We start from the raw sequence: 23,126 nt of genomic DNA on the forward strand, positions 1-23,126 counted from the left end.
GCTAGACGACGGCTGCCACGACCGTACTGCTTTGTAAACTTGTGATGAACGACGCCAGCGGCAGCGGCCGCGCGTACAGGTAGCCCTGCATGCAGGCGCAATCGTGGGCGATCAGGAAATCGGCCTGGGCCTGCGTCTCCACCCCCTCGGCCACCACGCGCAGCCCGAGATGGCCGGCCATCGCCAGGATCGATTGCACCAGCGCCTTGCTGCTGGCGTCTTCCGGCGTGTCCATGATGAAGCTGCGGTCGATCTTCAGCTCATACAGCGGCATCTTCTTCAGGTACGCCATGCTGGAATAGCCGGTGCCGAAATCGTCGATCGAAAAGCGCAGGCCCATTTCGGTCAGCCGGTGCATGCGGCCGATGGTGTCGTCCATCTTGTCGATCAACAGGCCTTCGGTTACCTCCAGCACCAGCAGCGCGGCCGGCGCGCCGGTGTCGGCCAGCACCCGCTGCACCTGCTCGACGAAATCAACCTGGCGGAATTGCGTCGGGCTGACGTTGACCGACAGCGGCATCGCCAGCCCGGCCGCCTGCAATTCCAGCACGGCGTGGCAGGCCTGGCGCAAGGCCCACGCACCCAGTTCGACGATCAGGCCCGACTCCTCGGCCACCGGGATGAAGACGGACGGCGGGATCATGCCGCCATCCGTCAGCGGCCAGCGCATCAGCATTTCGCCGCCGACCGCGCGGCCATGGCGGTCGACCTGCACCTGCACGTGCATCTGCAATTCGCCCTTGGCCAGCGCGGCGGCCAGGTCGTGCTCCAGCGTCAGGCGCTGTTCGACTTCGGCCTGCATCGCTGTCTCGAAGAAGGCGATGCCGTTACGGCCATTGGACTTGGCGCGGTACATGGCGGTATCGGCTTCGCGCAGCAGGTCTTGCGCGCTCTGGCCGGGCGATCCTGGCCGCGGCAGCATGGTCACGCCGATGCTGGCGGTGGAGTTGTAGGTCTGGCCGGCGATGTCGAGATCCTGGCCGAGGGCGTTGCGGATTTTCTCCGCCACCGTCTGCGCCGCGTGGGTGGCGCCGGGCAGTTCGTGCGACAGGTGGCCGAGCAGCACCACGAATTCGTCGCCGCCGATGCGCGCCACAGTGTCGGCCTTGCGCATCAATTTGCTCAGGCGCGCGGCGGCGTTGCACAGCAGGGCGTCGCCGATGGCATGGCCGCGGGCGTCGTTGATGGTCTTGAAGCGATCGAGGTCGATGAACATCACCGCGCTATAGGTGGCGCCGCGCTCGGAGCTGGCCAGCAGCTTGTCGATGCGGTCCATCAGCAGGCGGCGGTTGGGCAGGCCGGTGAGCACGTCGAAGAAGGCCAGGCGGTGGATATCGTCCTGGGATTTTTTGCGGTCGGTGATGTCGCGCTCCACCGCCACCCAGTGCGTGTTGACGCCACCTTCGTCGGCAAACGGCACCAGCTCCGTCTCCACCCAGTAGGCGGCGCCGGACTTGGTGTAGTTGAGCAGTTCGGCGCGCACGGTTTCGCTGCGCGCCATCGCGCGTTCGATGGTGTCGACTACCGCCGGATCGGTGTCGGGGCCGCGCAGCAGGCGCAGGTCGCGCCCGATCACTTCGTCGCGGCGGTAGCCGGTGCGCCGTTCAAACGCCTCGTTGACGAAGATGATCTGCTGGGCGGCGTCCTGCCCCACCTGGGCGATCAGCACCATGTCGTTCAGGCGCGCCACGGCGGCCGAGGTCAAACGCAGTTCGGCGTTGAGGTCGGACAGCTTGTCGAACGAGCGTTCCAGGTGCTGCAGCAGCACCGCGCACGACAGCGTCAGCACCGCCGTCATGAAGCTGAAGTTGAGGGAGATGATGGCGGCGCGCAGAAAGCCTTCGTCCGGCAGGCCGGAGAGGTGCAGGCTGGCGTTGTCGTTAAAGCCCAGCACCATGACGATCAGCGCGGTCAGGACCAGCGTGACCAGCGCCGGGCGCAGGCCCAGCAGCAGCGCCGCCAGCACCGGCACCGCCATCAGGTAGATCTGGCTGACCGGCCCCACTTTGAGCAGCAGGGCGATGCCGACCACGATGGCGACGCCGAGGAAGTTGACCACACGCGCCGTGTAGGCCAGGCTGCGCCAGCGCCAGATGGCGCCGATCCACGCCAGCGCCACCACATCAACGACGGCGATCGACCACATGCCCTCGCTGGCGGCCAGCAGCGCGCTGGGAATCGCTGTGAATAATCCGAGCACAAACACCACCAGCAGCAGCTTGGCAAAGATCTGTGCGCGCCAGTGTGCGATGTCGTTTGCCACAGCCACGAAGCGAATCTCCCGGGTGCGTTGCGGTTCTTATTAAACTGATAGTACCCGCATTCGCTAACGGTGTCACCGAGCAACTTACTCCGTCGCTTAGTCGCCGGCCTTGACGTTGCCGATACCGGACACCGACTTGTTGACGGTCTTCGGATGGCCGTAGTAAGTCAGTTCGCCGATGCCCTTGGCGACCGCGTTGAGCAGGTCCGTGGCATAAACGCTCACATTGCCGATGCCTTCAAAGCTGACGTCCACGCGATCGGCCAGCAGCTTGCTGGTATCGACTTCGCCAACGCCGCGCGCGTTCACGCGCAGGTACTTGACCTTGCCGTTGGCGGCCAGCCGGCCGGCGCCCTGGTAGCTGATGTCCAGGCGGTCCGTGTTGACCTTGTTGAGCAGCGTCTCGCCGGCGCCCTCCACCTTGACGCGGCTCAGCGCCGGCAGGGTGATGGTGATGCGCGGGTCTTTCAGGTTGCCCTTGTAAACCTTTTCCGGCAGCGTGATTTGCAGTTCATTGTCGATCACCTCGGTCTTCAGGTTGGCGACGAATTTGTCCTCGCCGCTGATCACCACCGACTGCGCCTTGCCCACTTCCACCGTCATGGCAAACGCGCCCTTGGCGTTGATGGCGATGAACGACGGCAGCGCGCGGGTGGATTCCGCCGCCTGCAGATGCGGGGCGCTCAGGGCGCCAAACGTGAACAGGGCGGGGATCAGGACGGCGGCAGCGGTACGGCGCATGATAATTCCTCGGTAAAGTTGTTTAATTCGACATGGTTGATTTTACTGAACTTGCTTGCCTCTGCCGAAAGTTTTGTGACGAACTGCCGAAAATGGGGGCTGTGTTGTTTGCCGGCGACTATTTCCTCTATAGTGAGGCGGACGCGGCGGTGTGCCGCAGCTTTCATTGAGGACGATGTGGCAACCCAAACCGGCACCGTGATCCGCGTGGTCAGCGGCAATTTCATGGAAATGTTCGATTTCTTCCTGTTCGGCTTTTACGCCAACGCCATCGCCGCCGCGTTTTTCCCGGCCGGCGACGGCGTGGCGTCGCTGATGCTGACCTTTATGACGTTCGGCGCCGGTTTCCTGATGCGCCCTCTCGGCGCGATCCTGCTGGGCGCCTATGTCGACCGCGTCGGCCGCCGCAAGGGGCTGATCGTGACGCTGGCGCTGATGGCGACCGGCACGCTGCTGATCGCCTGCGTGCCGGGCTACGCCAGCATCGGCTACCTGGCGCCGGCGCTGGTGCTGACCGGCCGCCTGCTGCAGGGCTTTTCGGCCGGCGTGGAGCTGGGCGGCGTGTCGATCTACCTGTCGGAGATGGCGACGCCGGGCAACAAGGGCTTTTATGTCAGCTGGCAGTCGGCCAGCCAGCAGGTGGCGGTGGTGGTGGCGGCGGCGCTGGGATTCGCCCTGAACGAACTGATGGCGCCGGCCGACATCAGCGCCTGGGGCTGGCGCATTCCGTTTTTCATCGGCTGCATGATCGTGCCGGTGCTGTTCTTCCTGCGCCGCTCGTTGCAGGAGACGGCGGCCTTCCAGGCCCGCAAGCGGCGGCCGGAACTGCATGAAATCTTCCGCTCGATGGTCAGCAACTGGGGCCTGGTCCTGTGCGGCATGATGCTGGTGTCGATGACCACCGTGTCGTTCTACCTGATCACGGTCTACACGCCGACTTTCGGCAAGACCGTGCTGCACCTGAGCAGCACCGACGCGCTGGTGGTGACGGCGCTGATCGGCATCTCCAACTTCATCTGGCTGCCGGTGATGGGGGCGCTGTCGGACCGCATTGGCCGCCGCCCGCTGCTGCTGGGCGTAACCGTGCTGACCATCCTGACCGCCTACCCGGCGCTGCACTGGCTGGTGCAGGCGCCCAGCTTTGGCCGCATGCTGGAGGTGGAGTTGTGGCTGTCCTTCCTGTACGCCAGCTACAACGGCGCGATGGTGGTGGCGCTGGCCGAGGTGATGCCGGAAGATGTGCGCACGGTCGGCTTCTCGCTGGCGTACAGCCTGGCGACGGCGCTGTTCGGCGGCTTCACGCCGGCCATCGCCACCGCCTTGATCGCCTACAGCGGCGACAAGAGCGCGCCGGGTTGGTGGATGACGCTGGCCGCCGTGTGCGGCCTGTGCGCCACGCTGGTGCTGTATCGTCGCCAGGAGCGCCGGCTGCTGCACGTCGCCGGCGCATAACTGGCGCTCAGTTCACCATCAGCCGCGCAGGCGCGCCATCAGCCGGTCGATGTCGATCTCCTGGATCAGCACATTGCCCTGGTTGGCCTTGATCAGGCGCGGCGCCAGCGCCATGTCGCCGCTGCCGAACGGCGACTCGGTCATGTCGGCGCTGTCGAACTGCTGCACCGAGTGCAGGTCGTCGACCAGCAGGCCGACCACGGTGGCGCCGCTGTGCACCAGCATCACCTGACTGTTGTCGGTGACCGTGCCGGCTTTGCCGGTGGCCAGCAGCGCCAGGTCGAATACCCAGACGAAGTGCTTCTGGCCACCGGCCAGCGGCACGTCCAGCATGCCCATGCGGGCCGGGTGGCCGGCGCTGGTGGTGCGCTGCACTTTGGCGAACGGCACCGCCTCCTGGATCTGCGTGGCGCGCAGCGCCATCAGCGTGCGGCCGGCGTAGAAGATGGCGAAGTCCGGACCGCTGTCGCGCAGCCGTTCGATGCGCACGGCGGCGCGCGCCGGCAGTTCGTTGCGCACCGGGCCGAAGGCTTGCAGCAGCACCGCGATCACCGGCTGTTCGACGCCGTCGACGGCGCGGAATTCGCGGTAGCCGGCGCTGCGGGTGCAGGCGGCGATCACGTACTGGCCGTCGTGCTGCATGATGCGCGAGACGCTGGCGCCGTGGCCGGCATCGGCTTGCGCCAGCAGGCCGGTATCGAGTTGCAGCACGTCGCCCGGCGCGCAGGCGGCGTCGGTGCTGGACAGGACCTGGCCCTGCGGCGTGACGAAGTAGGCGCGCATGTTGGCACGGCTGGCGACGCCGCTGTGCAGCATGTTGAGCAGCTCCGGCCTGGCGTCGAACACGATGCCGATGCCGCCGACCACGGTGCCGCTTTGCTCCGGATGACGGATCGCCGCATGGTAAATGTAGGTGGCCTCGCCGCCGTAGAAGGCCGACGGCCCGAACGCTTCCGGATAGTGATCCAGTTCGCTGCGCAGCGCCGCCACGCGGCCCAGCGTGTCGCCGCTGATGTACTGGCCGACGATCTCGTCGCCACCGGTGCTGGCGATGATGCGGCCGCCCCGGTCGTAGACGAACAGGCGCGCATACACGGTGTACAGGCTGTTGATATACGCCAGCACGTCGGCGATGGCCTTGGTCTGCGCATCGGACGGCTGCGCCAGCCCGCGCCGCAGCTGCGCCGACAAGGCCCACCAGCGGCAATCGTTGGCGCGTTCGTACAGGTTGCGGTCCAGCATATCAACCAGCAACTGCGACGTCAGTTCGGCCTCGCTGATGCTGGAGGCCAGCACGGTCTGGTACAAATCCTGGATCGAGTGCGAGAACAGCGCGTCGCTGCGCTCGCCCGTTTCGGTGATCTGGTCGAGCACCGTGTTGAGTTTGTTGATGCCGCCCGAGTGGCTGCCGTCGGCGTTGACCTGGTCGTTGGCGGCGCTGGTGACCTTGCCGTTCCAGACGATGCGCTCGATGGTGCGGGTGGTGCGGGTGACGGAACTCATCAGCTCGTGCAGCGACGGACTGAACGCCTGCGCATGCGACAGCAGGCCTTGCATCAGCGCCGGCTCGACCTCGGCCAGCGAGTGGCCGCCGCTGGTGCGGAACGCCAGGTCGACCGGGATCATCAGCTGCGCCTTCCAGCCGGCCGGGCCGGGATAGCCCTGGTAGCCTTCCGAGCAGAAGGTGCGCACCAGGTATTCGCGGCCGCCGAACATCAGCAATTGCGGCTGGCCGTCGGCGTTGGTGGGCACGCGCACGCCGGGTGGTATCCACAGCGGATCGGCGCTGCTGATCACGTGGTCTTGCGCGTCCAGCAGCAGCATGTTGGCGCGGTGCGACGGATCGCGGTAGGCGGCGAAGATGGCGTCCATCTCCTGCTCGAAATTGAAGCACAGGCACAGCACGCCGGCCGGCTCGCCGGTGTCCGGATGCAGCATGCGGTGCGAATAGATCAGCGCGCGCGATTTGCCGGGACGCAGGTCGGTGGCGCGGAAGGTTTCGACGTAGCCGTTGGCGTCCAGCGACTGTTGCAGCAGCGGGTCGCGGCTATACGCCACCGGTGTGGCCGGATCGGCCTGCACCAGCACGCGGCCTTCCAGGTCCAGCAGCAGGATTTCATCGTAGACGGTGTATTTGTCGCGGTAGTCGTGCAGGCGCTGGCGGGCGGCGTCCTTGTCGTCGTCGAGGCCGGCGACGAAGCGGCACAAATCGGCGTCGGTGGCGAGGAAGCCGACATCGGCGGTGCGCTCGAACAGGTTGCGCACCAGGATGTCGATCGCATAGCGCGCCTGGGTGCCGAGTTCGGCCAGCACATGGCGGACTTTCTCCTGCACCAAATTGGCAACCAGCGCTTGTTCCAGATGCGCAAAACCGGTGCGCGTGGCCACCATGGCCGGCAGCAGCAGACGTGCTTCGGCCGGGCAGTTCATCTTGGCGGACGACTCGATAAGCCGCCACATCTGATTCAGTTCCCGCAGCGAGAGTTCACAGCGGGCGACATCGGGCATATGGGGTAGGAATATGTCCGCGTCAGCTTGAGGGTAATTGGTCATTACGTGGCTTGAACACAAAAAAGTATATTCAGAGCAATTAATGTGCCAAGGCGGTAATGAAAATCCCGGCCGCCCGGGTCGGACCCCGCATGGGGGCAGACCCTGGCCGCAGCGCTGTGCGGGGGTGACGGCAGTTTATTTGCTGCTCAGGCACTCCTTCATGAAAGCCTTGCGCTCATCGCCTTTTTTGCCGGTGGCGTCGCCATTACATTTTTTCATTTTGTCTTGCTGGGTCAGCTTGGGCTCTTCGGCGGCGGCCGGCTTGGCGCTCAGGCATTCCTTCATGAAGGCCTTGCGTTCGTCCCCCTTTTTGCCGGCGGCGTCGGCATTACAGGTTTTCATCTTGTTCTGCTGCGCGGTCGGCTCAGCCGCAAATACAGCGCCGCTCAGGGACAGGATCAGGCTGGCTACAAACAGTTTTTTCATGAGATATCCTCGCAAGGTCGGCGCGGCGAAGTGCTTGCCTGAGAAGCACTATAACTGAAGTGTAAAGGTGTGCACAGTCCCTGGAAAACAATGCAACAATAAGCTTTTGGCCTTTATTATGGAGACTCTTACTATGCGCAAAATCTCGATTTCCTATCTGCTGGCGGTTGGCGTGGCCTTGGCGGCGGCCGGTGCGGCGCAAGCGGCCGATTCCACTGCGGACGTGGTGCTGAAACCGACCGCCGGTAGCGCCGCCTCCGGTTCGGTGCGCTTCACGCAGCAGGGCGACCAGTTGCGCATCGACGCCGACCTCGCCGGCCTGGCGCCGGGCGTGCACGGTTTCCATCTGCATGAAAAAGGCGATTGCAGCGCGCCCGACGGCACCAGCGCCGGCGGCCACTTCAATCCAGGCAACCATCAGCATGGCGGCCCACAAACCACCGCCCATCACGGCGGCGACTTCGGCAACATCACGGCCGACGCCAGCGGCAAGGCTTCGCTGCACCTGAGCGTGCCGACCAGCCAGATTTCGCTGGACGCCGGCGCCGCCAACAGCATCATCGGCCGTGGTCTGATCGTGCATGCCGATCCGGATGATTTCGTCACCCAGCCAACCGGCAACTCCGGCAAGCGCCTGGCGTGCGGCGTGGTGGTGGCCGGCAAATAACTGCGTGAGCAGTCGCATCGAACGTCTATACCTGAAGCCCGCGCGCGGCCAGCCGCTGCGGGCGTTGGGGCAGGGCGAGGCGATGGTGTGCGAGGCGGGCCTGGGCATCCATGGTGATGCCCATGCCAACCGGCTGAGCCCTCGGCAGGTGCTGGTGACGCTGGCTAGCGAGTTGCGGGCGCTGGACATTGCGCCAGGTGCGCTGGGCGAAAATATCGTGCTATCGAGCGAGCAGCCGGCGCTGTTCCGGCCTGGCACGGCGTTGGTCACGGTCTCCGGCGTCGAGATTCGGTTGACGATGTTTTGCGAGGCGTGCCGGCGCATCAGCCATGTGGCGCCCAACCTGCGCCAACTGCTGCGCCGTCGTGGTGTGCTGGGTGTGATCGAGATGGGCGGCGAATTGCGCATCGGCGATGCGCTCACGCTGGTCGACGGCCGTTATCCGCCGCTGCCCGAATCTCCCTACCAAAAATTCCTGGATTTTGTGCCGACGATTCCTGCCGGCCGCGTGCTGCGCTACGGCGATGTGGCGGTCGCCATCGGCGTGGCGGATAGCTTTGTGCGGGCACTGCCTGGCTACATCAAGCGTAGCACCAGCTTGCCGGTGCACCGCATCGTCAACGCCCGGGGCGAGCTGCTGAACTTTTTGCCGGAGCAGGCGGCGCGCCTGCAGGCGGAAGGCGTGGTCAACCAGGGCGGCGCCGTGGTTGACCTGCAGCGCTACCTGTGGCGCGGCGAAGCCGTTTAGAACTCCTGTACCGTCGGACGCAGCACGATTTCGTTGATGTCAACGTCGGCCGGCTGTTCGATGGCGAAGGCGATCGCGCGCGCCACCGAGTCGGCCGGGATGGCCTGCTTGTAGAACTCGTTGACGAACTGCGAGCTTTGTTCATGCGAGCTGCCGTGCTTCAGCTCCGAGTCCACCGCACCCGGTTCGATGGTGGTGGTGCGGATTGCACCGCCTACTTCGTGGCGCAGGCCTTCGGAAATCGCCCGTACCGCAAACTTGGTGCCGCTGTACACGGTGCCGCCCGGGCTGAACACTTTCACGCCCGCCACCGAGGCGATGTTGATGAAGTGGCCGCTGTTTTGCTTGCGGAACTGCGGCAGCGCGGCGGCGATCCCGTACAGCACGCCCTTGACGTTGATGTCGATCATGCGGTCCCACTCGTCGACCTTGACTTCGTCCAGCGGCGCGATCGACATCAGGCCTGCATTGTTGATCAGCACGTCCACGCGGCCGAATACGCGCACGGCGGTGTCGATCAGCGCCTGCACCTGTTCACGGCTGGTGACATCGGTGGCGACCACTTCGGCTTTGCCGCCGGCGGCGCGGATGTCGGCGGCGATCTGCTCGAGCTTGTCGGTGCGACGCGCACCCAGCACCACGGCGGCGCCGCGCGCGGCCAGATGGCGGGCGGTGGCTTCGCCCAGGCCGCTGCTGGCGCCGGTGATGACAACAACTTTGTTTTCGATGTTGGTGCTCATGTCGTAACTCCTTGTGGTTGGTTGATGCAGCCAGTATAGGAAGTCCGACTATGTAAATAAATGGAAATGATATGATTTGAGAATTCCACTTTTTGGAATTATAAAAATCATGCTCAATCGATTGGAAATGCTGCGCATCTTCGTGGCGGCGGCGGAAGCGCGCAACTTCAAGGAAGCGGCGGCGCGGCTGGGGATTTCGCCGCAGGCGGTGACGCGCGCGGTGCAGGACCTGGAGGCGGCGCAGGGCGAGCTGCTGTTCCACCGGAATACGCGCGGGGTGCAGATCACCACTTACGGCGAGCACCTGGCGGCGCAGGCGCGCGACAGCGTGCAGCGGGTCGATGCGCTGTTCCAGCCGCCGGCCGAAGCGGCAACGGCGCAGCTGGAAGGATTGGTGCGGCTGACCGCGCCGGTGGCGCTGGGCCGCATGCTGATGCTGCCGGTGCTGACCGCGCTGGGCCGCGACCATCCGCTGCTGCGCTTCGACGTGCAGTTCAGCGACACCCATGCCGATGTGGTGGACGACCGCATCGATATCGGCGTGCGCTTCGGTTCGCTGCGCGACAGCCGCTATGTGGCGCGCAGCGTGGCGCCGCAGCCGTTCCGCACGGTGGGCACGCCGGAGTTGATTGCGCGGCACGGCAAGCCCAAGCAGGTGGAGGATCTGCATGCGTTGCCGACCACGTCGCTGCGCGATCACAGCACCGGCAAGGCGTGGCCCTGGTACTTTGCCGGCGGCCTGCACATCTCGCCGGTGAATCCGCGTTTCCTCAGCAGCGATTCCGAGGCCGAGTTTGACGCCATCATGGCCGGGCTGGGCTTTGGCCAGTTGCCGGGCTTTATGGCCGATCCACATATCGCCAGTGGCCGGCTGGTGCCGGTGCTGCAGAAGCTGCAACCGGAGCCGTGGGATATTTATGTGTATCGGCCGCAGCGCGGGCCGGTGCCGGCCCGCATCCGGCTGGTGTTCGACCAGCTGGTGGAGCGGCTTGGCTCTTAGACCCGCACGGCCAGGCGGGGTCGGACCCCGTGCGGGGTCAGACCCCTAAGTGGTAACGCTTGCGTATCACTAAAGGCTTGCGGGGTCAGGCCGCCTTGGCGCCTTCGTCCGGACGGCCGCAGTAGCGCTGCACGTAGGCCTGGTGGGTCGGCAGCTGCACCACGGTGCGGTCGATGCGGCTCTTGATGTTGCCGAGGAAGGCTTTCAGTTCCTCGTCGCCCATCAGGTCGGCCGTCGAGTGGTGCGACTTCGGCATGATGCCCTGGCCGATCATCACCTGGATCCACGAATTTTCCGCGAACAGTTCGTTCGGCACGCGGAACACGCGGCCGGTTTCGCGGAACAGGTCGATGCGGTGCTGCAGCGAGGCCGGTATCTTCATCTCGCGCGCGTCGATCCAGAACTGCGAATCGGTGCGGTTGTTGGCGTGGTAGTGCAGGATGATGAAGTCGCGGATGTGGTTGATCTCGCTGTTGCACTGGTTGTTGTACTCGTCGATGTCGGCCTGCTGGATGCCGTCGGACGGGAACATCTGCATCAGGCGGATCACGCTGCGCTGGATCAGGTGGATGCTGGTCGATTCAATCGGCTCCAGGAAGCCGCTGGCCAAACCGATCGCCACCACGTTGCCTTTCCACGTATGGCGCCGCTGGCACGGCTGGAACTTGATCACACGCGGCTCGATCAGCGTCTTGCCCTCGACGTTGGCCAGCAGCTGCTTGCGTGCGGTGTCTTCATCCAGGTAGCGGCTTGAATAGACGATGCCGTTGCCGACCCGGTGTTGCAGCGGAATGCGCCACTGCCAGCCGGCTTGATGCGCCATGGAGCGCGTCAGCGGCACGGCGTCGCCGACCGATGTGGTCTGCACCGCGATGGCGCGGTCGCAGAACAGCCATTGCGACCATTCTTCCACCGGCTCGTCCATCGCCTCGCCGATCAGCAGCGCGCGGAAGCCGGTGCAGTCGATGAAGAAGTCGCCTTCGATTTCCTGGCCAGAGGCCAGCACCACCGAGCGCACGTCGCCGTTGTCGTGCCTGGTGTAGCGGACGATCTTGCCTTCGATGCGCTGCACGCCGCGCGGTTCGCTCAGGCGGCGCAGGAACTTGGCGTAGCGGCTGGCATCCAGGTGATACGCGTAGTTCATGCCGTTGTTGGGCAGGTGGGCGAAGCGGTTTTCCTTCGACGCCTTCAGCTCCAGGCAGTAGTCGCCGAAGTCGCCGGCCAGGCCGCGCTGAACGCCCTTGTGCCAGAAGTGTTGAAAGCCGGCGGTCCAGTGGTCGATGCCGGTGGTGCCGAACGAGTGGATGTAGTCTTCCTTGAGGTTGCGCCAGCTTTCAAAGCTGATGCCAAGCTTGAAGGTGGCCTGGGTTTCGGCCATGAATTCCTGCTCGTTGATTTCCAGCACGTTGTGGAAGTTGGTCAGCGTCGGAATGGTGGCTTCGCCGACGCCGACTGTGCCGATTTCTTCCGACTCGATCAGTTTGATGTCGAGCTGCTTGCCCAGCACCTTGGCGATGCCGGTGGCGGCCATCCAGCCGGCGGTGCCGCCGCCGCAGATGACCACCCGGCGCACCGGTTGGCGATTGTTTGGATCTCGCATGGTGTCTCCTCTAGCGATTCAGTTTTTTAAGCAAATGCCCGCGCAGCGCGCGTGCCCCGTCGGCGGTCAGTGGCGACAACACGCCGCGGGCGTGTGCCGGAATATGGGCGGCCGTTTCTGTGTCGGCTTCGAAGATGTAATGACGAAAGATTTCCTGCCAGGCCTTGCGCTGCTCTAACGGCAGGTCGCGCATGGTGAGGAAGGCCGCCATCAGGGCGTTGGTCGGCGTGTCCATGTAATCGGGCGACTGCCGCCACCAGTAGTTGACCAGCACGTTGAACGGCGACAGCGCCTCGATGTGATGCCACCACATGCTGGGGATGAAAATGGCGTCGCCGGCTTCCAGTTCGGCGCTTTGCGCGTGGCGCAGCGCTTCGGCAAATTTCGGGAACTTGTCGAAATCCGGCTGGTGGAAATCGACCAGGCTGATGGCCTGGCCGGCCGGCGTGAAATCGATCGGGCCGACGTACAGGTTGGGCAACTGCTCCGGTGGGAACAGCGTGAAGCGGCGGCGCCCGGCCGCCACCACCGCCACATTGTCCGGCAGGTCGTAGTGGGCGGCGATGCGGGTGCGGTTGCCGATCCAGATGCTGGCCAGGGCGTCGCGCTGGCCGAGGTCGAGATCGTTATGCTGGCGAAAGCCGGGCAGGCAGGTGTCGATGGTGGTCGAACCGACGTAGATGGTCGGCGCCGGGTCCAGCGCCAGCTTGTTCTCGATTTCCTCCAGCACGCCGCTCAGCTTGGCGTGCACCGGCTGGAAGTTGAAGCCGTCCACGCTGTCGTTGTAGAAGAAGCGGCCGCCGGCCTCGGCGCCGCCCAGCATGGCGCCGACGGTGGCGTCCTGGTAGTGCTGGCGCAGGTAGTCGAGGCCGGCACGGTCGCCTTCGCGCGCGGCGCGCACCATCGGCCAGCTGGCGGCCAGGCCGCGCAGCACCAGCGGCTGGGTCGAGGTCAGGATGGCGTCGCTGAGATCGGCCGGGCCCAGACCGCCGATCTCGCGGATGGGTTCAGGCGAGGCGGGCATTCTTGCGGTCGATCAGCATGCGGAAGTTGGACAGCGAGGCGATGACCATGTAGATCGCGTGCAAATAGCCGGCCTGGTGCAGCTTGACGATGGCGTCGCCGCCCAGCGCCTGCAGCCGGTCTTCGTTGATGGTGTAGAAGCCGATCATGCGGTTCTGCGAACCGTCGTTCAGCTCGACATCCAGCGTAAAGCTTTCCAACAATTCATTGTCAAGCAGCGCCTGCAGGAAGCCGGGCATGCCCTGCATGCCTTCGTGGATGGCCAGCAGCAGCGAGTTGGCGCGGTCCAGGTAGTCGGTGGTGCCGCCGTGCGGCTTGAACACTTCCTCGCCTTCGCTGCGGCTGACGCGCGGGTGATCGAGGTCGACATTGATCATCAGTTCGTTGCCGGCCAGGCCGATCAGGAAGGGCTGGCGTTCCAGCATCATCGGCACGTAGGGGGCATCCCAGCGCTCGCCCTGCAGGAACAGGTTTTCGCCGTCCTGGAAGCCGAACAGCACCAGCGGCTCGAAGCCGAGGCCGTCCGTGGTCTTGCGGAAGACGATCGGGTAGCAGGCCTGGACGTCGCGGAACTCGGCCGGGAAGGTGGGCACGGCCATCAGCTGGTCGCCGTAGGCGGCGCCGCGGCGGGTGATGACGCGCAGATCCTTGTGATCGATATTGTTGAGTAAAACCGGGTTAGGCATAGTGTCTCGTTCTATATTTTTTGCAAGCCGTGAAGCTTGATATGGTTAATCAGCGACCGGTTGTCCGGCAGCCCGTGCAACATTTTTTTCGTTAATGTAGCAGCTTCCTGGAAATAGGCGTCAGATTGTGCGGCCTCGTGCGGTTTTGGCGCCCGGCTGAAGTCGCTGCGGAAGCCCATGCCGTACAGGATGTACTGGTAGCTGGCGGCCGGAAAGACTTCCTCGATGCGGTTGAAATCGCTGCGCGACGGCGCCCGGTGACGCCACAGGGTCAGCAGGCCGGCCAAGCGTTCCGGCACGTCGACGGCGTTGTCGCGCCAGTAGGCCGAGTCGCGTCGCCGGCTCAGCACGTAGTGCAGCTTGAGGAAGTCGATCACCCGCTCCCAGCGGTAGCGGAAGGCTTCGTTGAAGCGGCCGGCGACGATGTCCATCGCTTCGCGCGTGGCTGGCAGGTCGTCGCTGAGCATGGCGGCCGACATCTCGACGATGGCCAGCGCCGATGCTTCCAGCGGTTCGATGAAGCCGGCAGACAGGCCGATGGCGACGCAGTTGCGGTGCCAGAATTGCTCGCGGTAGCCGGGATGGAAGCTGAGCTTGCGCGGCTGCGGGATATCGCGCGGACCGCCGGTCTGCACGATGTAGGCGCGCAGTTGGGCTTCGGCTTCGTCGTCGCTGAGGTAGGCGCTGGCATACACGTGGCCGACGCCGCGCCGGGTCGGCAGGCCGATGTCCCAGATCCAGCCGGCACTTTGCGCGGTGGACGAGGTCTGCGAGGCGATCGGGGTGTCGTCGGCCGGGTAGGGGATCTGCACCGCCAGCGCCGAGTCGTTGTACAGCACGTGTTTCTGGCTGATCAGCGGGATGCCGTAATGCTGGCCCAGCAGCAGCGATTGCATGCCGGTGCAGTCGATGAACAGCTCGCCTTCGACAGCGCCGTGCCTGGCGGTTTGCAGCGAGGCGATGTCGCCATTGTCGTGCGCATTGACGGCGGTGACGTGGTCCGGCACGTAGTGCACGCCGAGTTTTTCCAGGCAGTGCTTGCGCAGGAACACGCCGAACTTGCCGGCGTCCAGGTGGTAGCCGTAGTTGGCCACCGAGGCGTATTCCGGCGTCACCACCTGTTTCGGCGCGCGGCCCGCGACGCACAGGTGCGGCTGGTAGCTGACCAGGTCGGCAAACGGGAGGTGCGGGTGCTGCGCCAGCCAGTGCTCGGGCAGGTTGACCTCGCCGTGGCCCTGCGGCAGCGAGAACGGGTGGAAGTAGGCGTCGTCGGCGCCGCCGGTGGTCCAGCGGTTGAAGCGCGAGCCCTGCTTGAAGGCGGCGTCGCACTCGCGGAAGAAATCGGATTCGGACACGCCGATGCGGCGCAGCGTGTCGCGCATGCTGGGCCAGGTGCCTTCGCCGACGCCGATGGGCGGCACGTCCGGCGATTCGATCAGGGTGATGTGCAGGCCGCCATGGGCGGCGCGGTGTTCGGCTGCCAGCAGGCCGGCCGTGAGCCAGCCGGCTGAACCACCGCCGATGATCACGATGCGTTGCAGCATAGCTTGCCTTTCAGTGAGTTGCATAAAGTTTAACCGAAAAGCTGACCCCGGTTAAGCAAAAAAAACCGTCATTCCCGCGCAGGCGGGAATCCATGGAACGCCGGCCGGGAGGCTCAGCATGGATTCCCGCTTTCGCGGGAATGACGGGGGCGTGGTGAAGTTACAACACCGGCTTAGAACTTGTAGCGGGCGCCGATCATGTAACGTGGGCCGGCTTGCGTCACCGATTCCACCTGGTTCTGGGTGCGGCTATGCACGCGCTGGATCGCGTTGCCGACGTTAATGCCCTCGATCTGGAAGCTCAGCTTGTCGTTGTAGTTGTAACCCAGGCTGATGTCGACCTGGCCATATGCTTCCACATACTGCGGGTTAGGACCGGAGCCGTCGAAGGTCGACGACAGGAACTCGCCACGCCAGTTGTAGGCCACGCGCGCGGTGAACTTCTTGTCCTCGTAGATACCGACCACGTTCGACGAGTTCGACAGGCCGACCAGCGCAAACTGCTCGCCTACCTTGTTGTTGTCGTAGCGCAGGCCCGAGTGCACATAGGTGTAGTTGGTCGACACGCCGAAGCCGCTGTCGCCGAACATGTGCTGCAGGTTCAGCTCGAGGCCGCTGAGGCTGGCCTTCTTCTGGTTGGAGAAGGAGGTGATGCGGAAGTTGGCAACCGGATCGCTTGGCTGGCCAACGATGGTGCCGTTGACGTCGCCATTGACACCCGGCGCTGTCACGCCCGGCGCGGTCGGGTGGTTGGTGAAGATGTACTGGCGGATGCAGGTGGTGTCCGACGCCAGGCACTTGCCGGCCGACAGCGCTTCGTTCCACAGCGCGCCGCCCACTGGCGTATGCAGGTTGAACGGCGTGGCGATGATCTGCGACTGGCCGGCGTAGTTCTCCAGATTCTTCTTGAAGTAACCCAGCGAGAAGAAGTTCTGCTTGCCGTAGTACCACTCGTAGGACAGGTCCAGATTCTTGGACTTGACCGGTTTCAGCGCCGGGTTGCCTTGCGAGCCGGTGCCGCCGTCGGTGCGCGTCAGGCGGTCCAGCGTCTGGCCGCCCTGGATCTGGTCGTAGCGCGGACGGCCGATGGTTTCGCCGGCGCTGAAACGCAGCTTCTGGGTCGGCGTCAGCTCGATGTCGGAGTCAAAGCTCGGCAGCAGGTGGTGGTAGGAGCCGCCCAGCGTGGTGAAGGTCGGCGCGCCGAAGCTGATCGGCAGTTCGTTCTGCGAGACCCAGCTGATGCCGGTCGCGGCCGGCACCAGCGCGGTCGAGACCACGTCGGTTTTCTCGTAGCGCATGCCGATGGCGGTGCGGATCGGGAATTTGGTATCCCAGTCGGTATTGAACTGGACGAAGGCCGACTTGGTTTTTTCCTGGGTGCGGGCGTCGTTGTCGAAGGTGCTCTTCGGCAGGTACAGCGCCGGCAGGCCGGACGCGTTGGCGGCGATCTGGCGCACCTGGGCAAAGTTAAAGGTGTAGAACTGGTTGAACAGGTTCGGGTTGGCGCTGCCGTTGATCTGGTCGAAGTACTGGCCAACCGAGTTCGGGTGCCAGACGCTGCTTGGGTAATCGGCCGGGCTGGTGGCGCCGCCCCAGGTGTCGCGCTGCTGGTTGGAGAAGGCCGAACGGTTCTCGACCTTGTTGAAGCCGGCGCCGAATTTCAGCTCGGACGCCTCCAGCACTTTCCATGCACCCTTGACCTGGGTCTGGTCGACTTCACCCTTCATGTAGGAGTTGGTGAAGACCGAGCCGGTGACCTGCTGGCCGGCCTTGACGAAGTCGGCGCCCTGGATGCTCAGCACCGGGAAGTCCTTGCTGAAGTCTACCGTGGTGGTGCCGCGGCTGAAGCTGGCGGTGCCCAGCGTGTTGCTGGAACCGAACGGGCTGTCGGCGCCGGATTCAGCGGTCGAATGGTGGGTGTCCAGCTCGAAGCGCAGCGTGTTCGTGGCTTTCCAGACAGCGTTGAAGCCGAGCGATTTGTTCTGCGTCTTGGTGGCGAAGTCGGCGGCGCCCATGGCGATGTCGCTGCCAGTGACGAACTCGGTCCAGCTGGTTGGGCTGGTCGGCGACCCCTTGGTCCACGAGCTGGCCGACGGGCCGAAGTTGAACCAGGCCGAAATGTCGTTGCGCTTGGTCTGGATCTTGTTTTCCGAGTAGGTGTAGTCCAGCGTGGTGACCAGCGAGTCGACCGGCTTGTACTGCAAGGTCAGCTGGGCGTTGGTGCGCTGGCGTTTGACGCCGTTGAAGTTGTAGTTCAAGTTCTGCGGCAGCGAGTACAGGTCGGTCGCGCCGGGGCCGTTGGTGACCTGGTTGCCGGCGCCGATCAGCGGGCCGGCGTTGCCGGCGTACGGGCCTTTCCAGCCGTTGGAGACGGCGGCGGTGTTGTAGCCCAGGTTGCGTTCCTGGTAGCTGCCGGTCAGCGCCACGCCAATCGTGTTGTTGGCGAAGGTGTTGGAGTACAGGCCCGAGACCTCCGGCGTCAGCGAGCGGTTGGCTTGCACGTCGGACGGCAGGTTGTCGTTGGAGGTGTCGTACACCGCCTTGGCGCCGATGCTGGAGTGCATGCCCGGACGGTCGAGCGGCTTGGCGGTCATGACGTTGACGGTGGCGCCGATGCCGCCGGTGGCGTTTTCCGCGCGGCTGGTCTTGTAGACCTGGATCTGCGAGATGGCTTCCGACGCCAGGTTGGCGAAGTCGAAGGCGCGGCCGTTCAGGTCGCCCAGGTTGGAGGTCGGCATCTGGCGGCCGTTCAGCAGCACCAGATTGAAGTCGGGACCGACGCCGCGCACGGTGATCTTCGATCCTTCGCCGATCGAGCGGTCGATCGAGACGCCGGAGATGCGTTGCAGCGACTCGGCCAGGTTGGTATCCGGGAACTTGCCGATGTCTTCGGCGACGATGCCGTCGACGATACCGTCGGAATTGCGTTTCAGGTTCATCGACGAAATCAGCGACTGGCGCAGGCCGGTCACGACGACGCTCTGAACCTCCGTGGCTTCCGCCGCTTTGACCGGGGCGTCTTGCGCCATGGCTGGCACGGCGGCGGCCGCGCATGCGCTGGCGACTGCCAGGCTCATCAATGTTTGTCGTGCCTTCGGATAATGCATGTCATCTCCTGTGTTTTCTGTGTTTTTATCAACCGCCTGCCTGCTACTTTTCATCGTGTTCTTGGAAACCTTTCCAACTAACATGGCGAATATAGCATTGATCGAAATTCAAAGTCAATTTGGCATGCCTTAAAATTGTGCACCCGTTTTGGTTGACATAGGAAGATAAGGCGGGCAACATGATCTGGGAACGTTTCCAAAAAGAGACACTTTTGATGAAAATATCGACTTTGCAGGTGCTGGCGGCGGCGTGGATGAGCGTGTTGTCCGGCGTTGTTGCGGCGCAAAATGGATTACCTTTCCAATGGCCGCACGGCGCCCGGGCGGCGGTCAGCCTGGCGTATGACGACGCGCTCGATTCGCAGCTGGATATCGCCATTCCGGCGCTGGACCGCGCCGGGCTGAAGGGCAGTTTTTACCTGCAACTGTCCAATCCGGCGGTGGACAAGCGGATGGCGGCATGGCGCGCGGCGGCCCGCAACGGTCACGAGCTGGGCAATCACAGCCTGTTCCATCAATGTTCGCGGCGCGCGCCGGGGCATGAGTGGGTGCAGCCGCAGCGCGACCTCGACACCACCAGCGTGGCGCAGATGCAGGATCAGGTCTTGCTGGGCAACACCATGCTGTACGCGATCGACGGCAAGCGCGAACGTACTTACACCGTGCCGTGCGGCGATACGCTGGCGGCCGGCGCCGACTACCTGAAGGCGGTGGCGCCGGCGTTTGTCGCGATCAAGGTGGGCGGCGAGGCGGTGACGCCGTCGATGGCCACGCTCAATCCGTCGGCGGTGGGCGTGTATGCGCCGGAGGGGCTGAGCGGCCAGCAGCTGATTGCGATTGTGCAGCAGGCGGCAGCGAAGGGGACCATGGTCAATTTCACCTTCCACGGCGTGGGTGGCGACTATCTGACGACCAGTGCCGCTGCGCACGAGGAACTGGTACAGTACCTTGCGGCCAACCGGCAGCGCTACTGGACCGATACTTTCCTGAACATCATGACTTATGTGAAGACTCAACGTGGCGACCATTAAAGACGTAGCCCGCCTGGCGGGCGTAGGGCTGGGCACGGCATCGCGGGTGGTGAGCGGTAAGGGTTCGGTGTCGCCGGCCACGCTGGTCAAGGTGCGGGCTGCGATCGACCAGCTCGGCTTCCGGCCGTCGCATGCGGCACGCACCCTGTTGTCTGGCAACAGCCGCATGGTCGGCGTCTACATTCCGGTGCTGAGCGGGACGTTTTATACGCCGATCCTGCAAATCATCGACAACGAATTGCGCGCGGCCGGGCTGCATATGGTGGTGGCGTTTGGCGCTGGCCTGGGCGGGGCGCGCCAGCAGGCCATCGAGGGGCTGACTTTTCTCGTCGAGCGCGGTTGCGACGGGCTGATCCTGATGACCAACGTGTTGCAGGAGGAAGACTTGAGCGTGCTAGGGCCGCGTCCCAAGCCGATGGTGGTGCTGAACCATTATTTCGACAGCATCTCCGGGCAGTGCTTCACGGTCGATCACAAGCTGGGCGGCAAGATCGCTGCGCGCACCCTGCTGGACCATGGGCACCGCGAGATTGCGCTGGTGTCGGGGCCGGCCAGTCTGCCGGATAACGTGGCGCGGGTGACGGCGTTCAAGGTGGAGCTGACGGCGGCCGGCATCGACACGGGCGCTATGTGGGCGGTGGAGAAAGACTTCTCGCCGGCGGGCGGCTGGTCGGCGGCGAAAGAGCTGGTGGAATCCGGGCGGCGCTGCACCGCGATGTTTTGCGCCAACGATGAGATGGCGGCCGGTGCGCTGTCCTACTTCCAGGAAGCAGGCATTCGCGTGCCGCACGAGATTTCCGTCATCGGCTACGACGATACGCCCAGCGCCGAATTCTCCGCCCCGCGCCTGAGCACGGTCCACATGCCATGGCGCGAGATGACGCAGAACGGTGTCAGCGACCTGCTGAACCGCTGCTACGACCTGCAACGCCCGGTCACCCGCAACTACCCCGTCACGATGACACTGCGCGCGTCGCTGGCCAGGGCTGGCCAGGTTTAAGCTGGGCGATTTTCTCGTCGTAGCTTTGCTGAAGGCGTAGCCAGAAGTCCACGTGCCCACCAAAATGCCGCACGATATGCGCGGCAATTTCGGTGGACACGCTGCGTTTCTCGCCAAGCACTTCGGCGACTACGGTAACCGGCAAGTCGAGCATATTGGCAAACGCTACAGGCTTCATCTTTAACGGCACCATGAAATCTTCGCGCAGGATTTCGCCTGGATGAATCGGGCGCATTTTATCTTCAAGCATGCTTACCTCCTTCTAGCTGTGATAATCCACCACCTCGACTTCAGACGGTCCAGCGGCGGTCCACACGAAGCAAATCCTGTAGCGCTTTTCGTTCAAGCGCGGACCGAAACTGAGCGAACCTCGGCACAGCAAGGTTGTTAAACACTTTTTCCGTGTCTCTGCATTTAAAGGACTGTATCGGCATTGTCGACCATCGCTGGCGGCGGGGGAATACCGCCAGCGTATCGTGCGTGCCTCAGTCAGCTACTTAGGCAGCACAAGGGTGATGGTCTTACTTGATGGCGTCCGCCAGGCCCGGAGCGAATTCGGCGCCGTGTTTGACCTGGGCGGTCGAGGCTTTGAGGGCGCCGCCGATCGGTTCGGCACGGCCGTTGAGGCATTTGGCCAGGAAGTTTTCGGTCACGGCGTTGAAGGCAATGTTGTTGACTGGCCGCGCAAAGCCATGGCCTTCATCCGGAAACTCGACATACGTCACAGGAATATTCTTGGCCGCCATCGCCGCCACAATCTGCTCCGACTCGCGCACGTTGACGCGCGGGTCGTTGGCGCCCTGGCCGATCAGCAGCGGCCGCTGAATGTCGGCAGCAAAGTTCAGCGGCGAGCGTTCCTTCAGCAAGGCCTTGCCGGCGTCGGTGGTCGGGTCGCCCATGCGCTTGTAGAACTGCTGCTTGCCCGCTTCCCAATACGGCGGAATGGTTTGCAGCAGCGTGAACAGGTTGGACGGGCCGACGATGTCGACGCCGCAGGCAAAGGTGGTCGGCGTGAATGTCAGTCCGGCCAGCGTGGCGTAGCCGCCATACGAGCCGCCCATGATGGCCACTTTGTCCGCCGTGGTGACGCCGTTCTTGACCGCCCAGTCCACCGCATCGATCAGGTCGTCATGCATCTTGCGGCCCCATTGCAGATCGCCGGCCGAGATGAATTTCTTGCCGAAGCCGGTCGAGCCGCGGTAGTTCACCGACAGCACCGCGTAGCCGCGGTTGGCCAGCCACTGGTGGTAGCCGTTGTAGCCGAAGCCGTCGCGCGCCCACGGCCCGCCGTGTACCAGCAGCACCATCGGCACCGGTTTGCTGGCCTTGCCAGTACCGTTGGCGTCCACCGATTTCGGCAGCGTCAGGTAGGACACCAGCGTCAGCCCATCGCGCGATTTGATTTCCTGCGGATGCATGGCCGCCAGCGGCGCGCCATCCAGCTCCGGCCGGCTGACGTAGAGCTGGGTCAGCTTCTTGGCCTTGCGGTCGTACAGCCAGGTCGAGGCCGGCGCGGTGACGGGATCGACCGCCACCAGCCATTTGTCCTCGGCCTCGGTGCGCGAGGTGACGGCGAACTGGCCCTTGGTGTTTTTCTTCAGGAACGCCAGGTCTTCCTTGATGCTGTTATCGACCGGGACGTATTCCTGCTTCAGGTAGTTGACGGTGTAGGCCTGCACGCGGCCGGTGCGTTCGTCGAACAGCGGCTGGCCGATGTCGGCGCGGGCGTCTTCGGCAATCACGGTGGCCTTGCCGCTGGCGACATCCTGCGCCACCAGCGCGGCGGTATTGCGGTTGCGCGAATCGATCCAGTACAGCGTCTTGCCGTCCGCCGTGAAGGCGCCGGGGCCGGTGGTCTGCGAATCTTCCAGGCTCACTTCGGCCAGCGGCGTGGTGTCGATCTTGCCGTCGCTGATGCGGTAGTAGGTGGCGCCGCCATCGTCGCGGGCTTTCTGGGCGATGCGCAGCTTGAGGTTGTCGTCGGCCACGAAGCCGCCGTAGCCGTCGTTCTGCTGCACCAGCGTCAGCTTGCCGCTGGCCAGCTCGAGGCTGTAGACGTCGTGCCAGCGCGGATCGCGGTTGTTGACGCCGACCAGGATGCGGTCCTTGATCTTGCTGCTGATTTGCAGCACTTGCACGCGGGTCTTTTCAAACGGCGTGTAGTTGGTCTGCTTGCCGCTGGCGACGTTGACGCCGTACAGCAGGAAGTTTTCGTCGCCGCCCTTGTCCTGGATGAACAGCACCACCTTGGAATCGGGCGACCAGAAGCTGTTGCGGATCGGCCGGGTTTTTTCGTCCGTCAGCGGCCTGGCGTCGGACAGCTTGTCAGCCGGCGCCACCCACACATTGAGCACGCCATCGCGCGGCGCGATCCATGACAGCCACTTGCCGTCCGGGCTGATCTTGGCGGCGGTTTTGCTGGGGTTGCCGAAAATCTTGCCGCGCTCGATCAGCGGCACCTCGGCGGCGGGGGACTGGGCATAAACTGGCAAGACACTAGTCAGGAGCAGGGCAGGCAGGGCGTAGCGGATCATGGATACCTCAT

Annotated in this window: 18 protein-coding genes; 6 read left to right on the top strand and 12 right to left on the bottom strand. The window is 64.2% G+C overall.

Translation table 11 applies throughout. From position 1 onward, the window contains the following. Nucleotide 1: 1 nt before the first annotated feature. Both GTP55_RS19445 and GTP55_RS19450 read right to left on the bottom strand, forming a co-directional pair. Complete coding sequence (locus GTP55_RS19445) at nt 2–2,269, bottom strand: putative bifunctional diguanylate cyclase/phosphodiesterase (RefSeq protein ID WP_161046520.1); 2,268 nt, start codon at nt 2,267–2,269, stop codon at nt 2–4. A gap of 90 nt (nt 2,270–2,359) precedes the next feature. After that, the gene (locus tag GTP55_RS19450) at nt 2,360–3,004 is read right to left on the bottom strand and encodes a GIN domain-containing protein (RefSeq protein WP_161046521.1); all 645 of its coding nucleotides are present in this window, start codon (nt 3,002–3,004) and stop codon (nt 2,360–2,362) included. A 225-nt stretch (nt 3,005–3,229) separates the two neighbouring features. Here GTP55_RS19450 and GTP55_RS19455 point away from each other — a divergent pair, with 225 nt between their 5' ends. Continuing rightward, nucleotides 3,230–4,456, top strand: coding sequence for an MFS transporter (locus tag GTP55_RS19455; RefSeq protein ID WP_202423793.1), 1,227 nt, complete (start codon nt 3,230–3,232; stop codon nt 4,454–4,456). 18 nt (nt 4,457–4,474) lie between these two features. Here GTP55_RS19455 and GTP55_RS19460 read toward each other — a convergent pair whose 3' ends face one another. Beyond that, the gene (locus GTP55_RS19460) at nt 4,475–6,916 is read right to left on the bottom strand and encodes a chemotaxis protein CheW (protein ID WP_229258057.1); all 2,442 of its coding nucleotides are present in this window, start codon (nt 6,914–6,916) and stop codon (nt 4,475–4,477) included. Nucleotides 6,917–7,144: 228 nt separating this feature from the next. Then, nucleotides 7,145–7,435 carry a PsiF family protein gene (locus GTP55_RS19465; protein WP_161046523.1) on the bottom strand — a complete coding sequence of 97 codons (291 nt, stop codon included), beginning with the start codon at nt 7,433–7,435 and terminating at the stop codon, nt 7,145–7,147. 133 nt (nt 7,436–7,568) lie between these two features. Here GTP55_RS19465 and GTP55_RS19470 point away from each other — a divergent pair, with 133 nt between their 5' ends. Further along, nucleotides 7,569–8,102, top strand: coding sequence for a superoxide dismutase family protein (locus GTP55_RS19470; protein ID WP_161046524.1), 534 nt, complete (start codon nt 7,569–7,571; stop codon nt 8,100–8,102). A gap of 4 nt (nt 8,103–8,106) precedes the next feature. Beyond that, nucleotides 8,107–8,850, top strand: coding sequence for an MGMT family protein (locus GTP55_RS30380; protein WP_161046525.1), 744 nt, complete (start codon nt 8,107–8,109; stop codon nt 8,848–8,850). Here GTP55_RS30380 and GTP55_RS19480 read toward each other — a convergent pair. Further along, entirely contained in the window at nt 8,847–9,590 is a 744-nt protein-coding gene (locus GTP55_RS19480) for an SDR family oxidoreductase (protein WP_161046526.1), read from the bottom strand. The two genes, GTP55_RS30380 and GTP55_RS19480, sit on opposite strands and share 4 nt — an antisense overlap. A 109-nt stretch (nt 9,591–9,699) precedes the next feature. Between GTP55_RS19480 and GTP55_RS19485 the strand changes: the two genes are divergently transcribed. Then, entirely contained in the window at nt 9,700–10,590 is an 891-nt protein-coding gene (locus tag GTP55_RS19485) for a LysR family transcriptional regulator (RefSeq protein ID WP_161046527.1), read from the top strand. A gap of 85 nt (nt 10,591–10,675) precedes the next feature. Here the strand turns inward: GTP55_RS19485 and GTP55_RS19490 are convergent, their stop codons facing one another. From GTP55_RS19490 to GTP55_RS19510, 5 genes are all read right to left on the bottom strand, one after another. Next, nucleotides 10,676–12,190, bottom strand: a complete 1,515-nt coding sequence (locus tag GTP55_RS19490) for a tryptophan halogenase family protein (protein WP_161046528.1) — start codon at nt 12,188–12,190, stop codon at nt 10,676–10,678. Between the two features lie 10 nt (nt 12,191–12,200). Next, complete coding sequence (locus tag GTP55_RS19495) at nt 12,201–13,214, bottom strand: cupin-like domain-containing protein (RefSeq protein ID WP_161046529.1); 1,014 nt, start codon at nt 13,212–13,214, stop codon at nt 12,201–12,203. After that, nucleotides 13,198–13,899: a SapC family protein gene (locus tag GTP55_RS19500; RefSeq protein WP_161046530.1), complete on the bottom strand. Its 702-nt coding sequence runs from the start codon at nt 13,897–13,899 to the stop codon at nt 13,198–13,200. Before GTP55_RS19500 ends, GTP55_RS19495 begins: the two co-directional genes overlap by 17 nt. A gap of 11 nt (nt 13,900–13,910) precedes the next feature. Next, nucleotides 13,911–15,443: a tryptophan halogenase family protein gene (locus GTP55_RS19505; RefSeq protein WP_161046531.1), complete on the bottom strand. Its 1,533-nt coding sequence runs from the start codon at nt 15,441–15,443 to the stop codon at nt 13,911–13,913. Between the two features lie 173 nt (nt 15,444–15,616). Beyond that, complete coding sequence (locus GTP55_RS19510) at nt 15,617–18,520, bottom strand: TonB-dependent receptor (protein WP_229258058.1); 2,904 nt, start codon at nt 18,518–18,520, stop codon at nt 15,617–15,619. A gap of 245 nt (nt 18,521–18,765) precedes the next feature. Here GTP55_RS19510 and GTP55_RS19515 point away from each other — a divergent pair, with 245 nt between their 5' ends. Both GTP55_RS19515 and GTP55_RS19520 read left to right on the top strand, forming a co-directional pair. Next, nucleotides 18,766–19,581, top strand: a complete 816-nt coding sequence (locus GTP55_RS19515; RefSeq protein ID WP_161046533.1) for a polysaccharide deacetylase family protein — start codon at nt 18,766–18,768, stop codon at nt 19,579–19,581. Then, the gene (locus GTP55_RS19520; protein ID WP_161046534.1) at nt 19,568–20,581 is read left to right on the top strand and encodes a LacI family DNA-binding transcriptional regulator; all 1,014 of its coding nucleotides are present in this window, start codon (nt 19,568–19,570) and stop codon (nt 20,579–20,581) included. The genes GTP55_RS19515 and GTP55_RS19520 overlap by 14 nt, the downstream gene beginning before the upstream one ends. On the opposite strand, the gene GTP55_RS19525 is transcribed toward GTP55_RS19520, so the two are convergent. Together GTP55_RS19525 and GTP55_RS19530 are read right to left on the bottom strand one after the other, a co-directional pair. Further along, nucleotides 20,535–20,831, bottom strand: coding sequence for a HigA family addiction module antitoxin (locus GTP55_RS19525; RefSeq protein WP_161046535.1), 297 nt, complete (start codon nt 20,829–20,831; stop codon nt 20,535–20,537). The genes GTP55_RS19520 and GTP55_RS19525 overlap by 47 nt on opposite strands. Before the next feature lie 271 nt (nt 20,832–21,102). After that, nucleotides 21,103–23,115 carry a S9 family peptidase gene (locus GTP55_RS19530; protein ID WP_161046536.1) on the bottom strand — a complete coding sequence of 671 codons (2,013 nt, stop codon included), beginning with the start codon at nt 23,113–23,115 and terminating at the stop codon, nt 21,103–21,105. Nucleotides 23,116–23,126 lie beyond the last annotated feature (11 nt).

It is taken from the genome of Duganella margarita, assembly GCF_009857535.1.
Taxonomy (GTDB): domain Bacteria; phylum Pseudomonadota; class Gammaproteobacteria; order Burkholderiales; family Burkholderiaceae_D; genus Rugamonas; species Rugamonas margarita.

Excerpts from the sequence above, each read along its gene's own strand:
- GTP55_RS19460 (WP_229258057.1), bottom strand. The coding sequence starts at position 6,916 with ATGTGGCGGCTTATCGAGTCGTCCGCCAAGATGAACTGCCCGGCCGAA.
- GTP55_RS19465 (WP_161046523.1), bottom strand. The coding sequence starts at position 7,435 with ATGAAAAAACTGTTTGTAGCCAGCCTGATCCTGTCCCTGAGCGGCGCT.
- GTP55_RS19450 (WP_161046521.1), bottom strand. The coding sequence starts at position 3,004 with ATGCGCCGTACCGCTGCCGCCGTCCTGATCCCCGCCCTGTTCACGTTT.
- GTP55_RS19485 (WP_161046527.1), top strand. The coding sequence starts at position 9,700 with ATGCTCAATCGATTGGAAATGCTGCGCATCTTCGTGGCGGCGGCGGAA.
- GTP55_RS19490 (WP_161046528.1), bottom strand. The coding sequence starts at position 12,190 with ATGCGAGATCCAAACAATCGCCAACCGGTGCGCCGGGTGGTCATCTGC.
- GTP55_RS19495 (WP_161046529.1), bottom strand. The coding sequence starts at position 13,214 with ATGCCCGCCTCGCCTGAACCCATCCGCGAGATCGGCGGTCTGGGCCCG.
- GTP55_RS19510 (WP_229258058.1), bottom strand. The coding sequence starts at position 18,520 with ATGAGCCTGGCAGTCGCCAGCGCATGCGCGGCCGCCGCCGTGCCAGCC.
- GTP55_RS19470 (WP_161046524.1), top strand. The coding sequence starts at position 7,569 with ATGCGCAAAATCTCGATTTCCTATCTGCTGGCGGTTGGCGTGGCCTTG.
- GTP55_RS19500 (WP_161046530.1), bottom strand. The coding sequence starts at position 13,899 with ATGCCTAACCCGGTTTTACTCAACAATATCGATCACAAGGATCTGCGC.
- GTP55_RS19480 (WP_161046526.1), bottom strand. The coding sequence starts at position 9,590 with ATGAGCACCAACATCGAAAACAAAGTTGTTGTCATCACCGGCGCCAGC.
- GTP55_RS19515 (WP_161046533.1), top strand. The coding sequence starts at position 18,766 with ATGAAAATATCGACTTTGCAGGTGCTGGCGGCGGCGTGGATGAGCGTG.
- GTP55_RS19525 (WP_161046535.1), bottom strand. The coding sequence starts at position 20,831 with ATGCTTGAAGATAAAATGCGCCCGATTCATCCAGGCGAAATCCTGCGC.
- GTP55_RS19455 (WP_202423793.1), top strand. The coding sequence starts at position 3,230 with ATGGAAATGTTCGATTTCTTCCTGTTCGGCTTTTACGCCAACGCCATC.
- GTP55_RS19530 (WP_161046536.1), bottom strand. The coding sequence starts at position 23,115 with ATGATCCGCTACGCCCTGCCTGCCCTGCTCCTGACTAGTGTCTTGCCA.
- GTP55_RS19505 (WP_161046531.1), bottom strand. The coding sequence starts at position 15,443 with ATGCTGCAACGCATCGTGATCATCGGCGGTGGTTCAGCCGGCTGGCTC.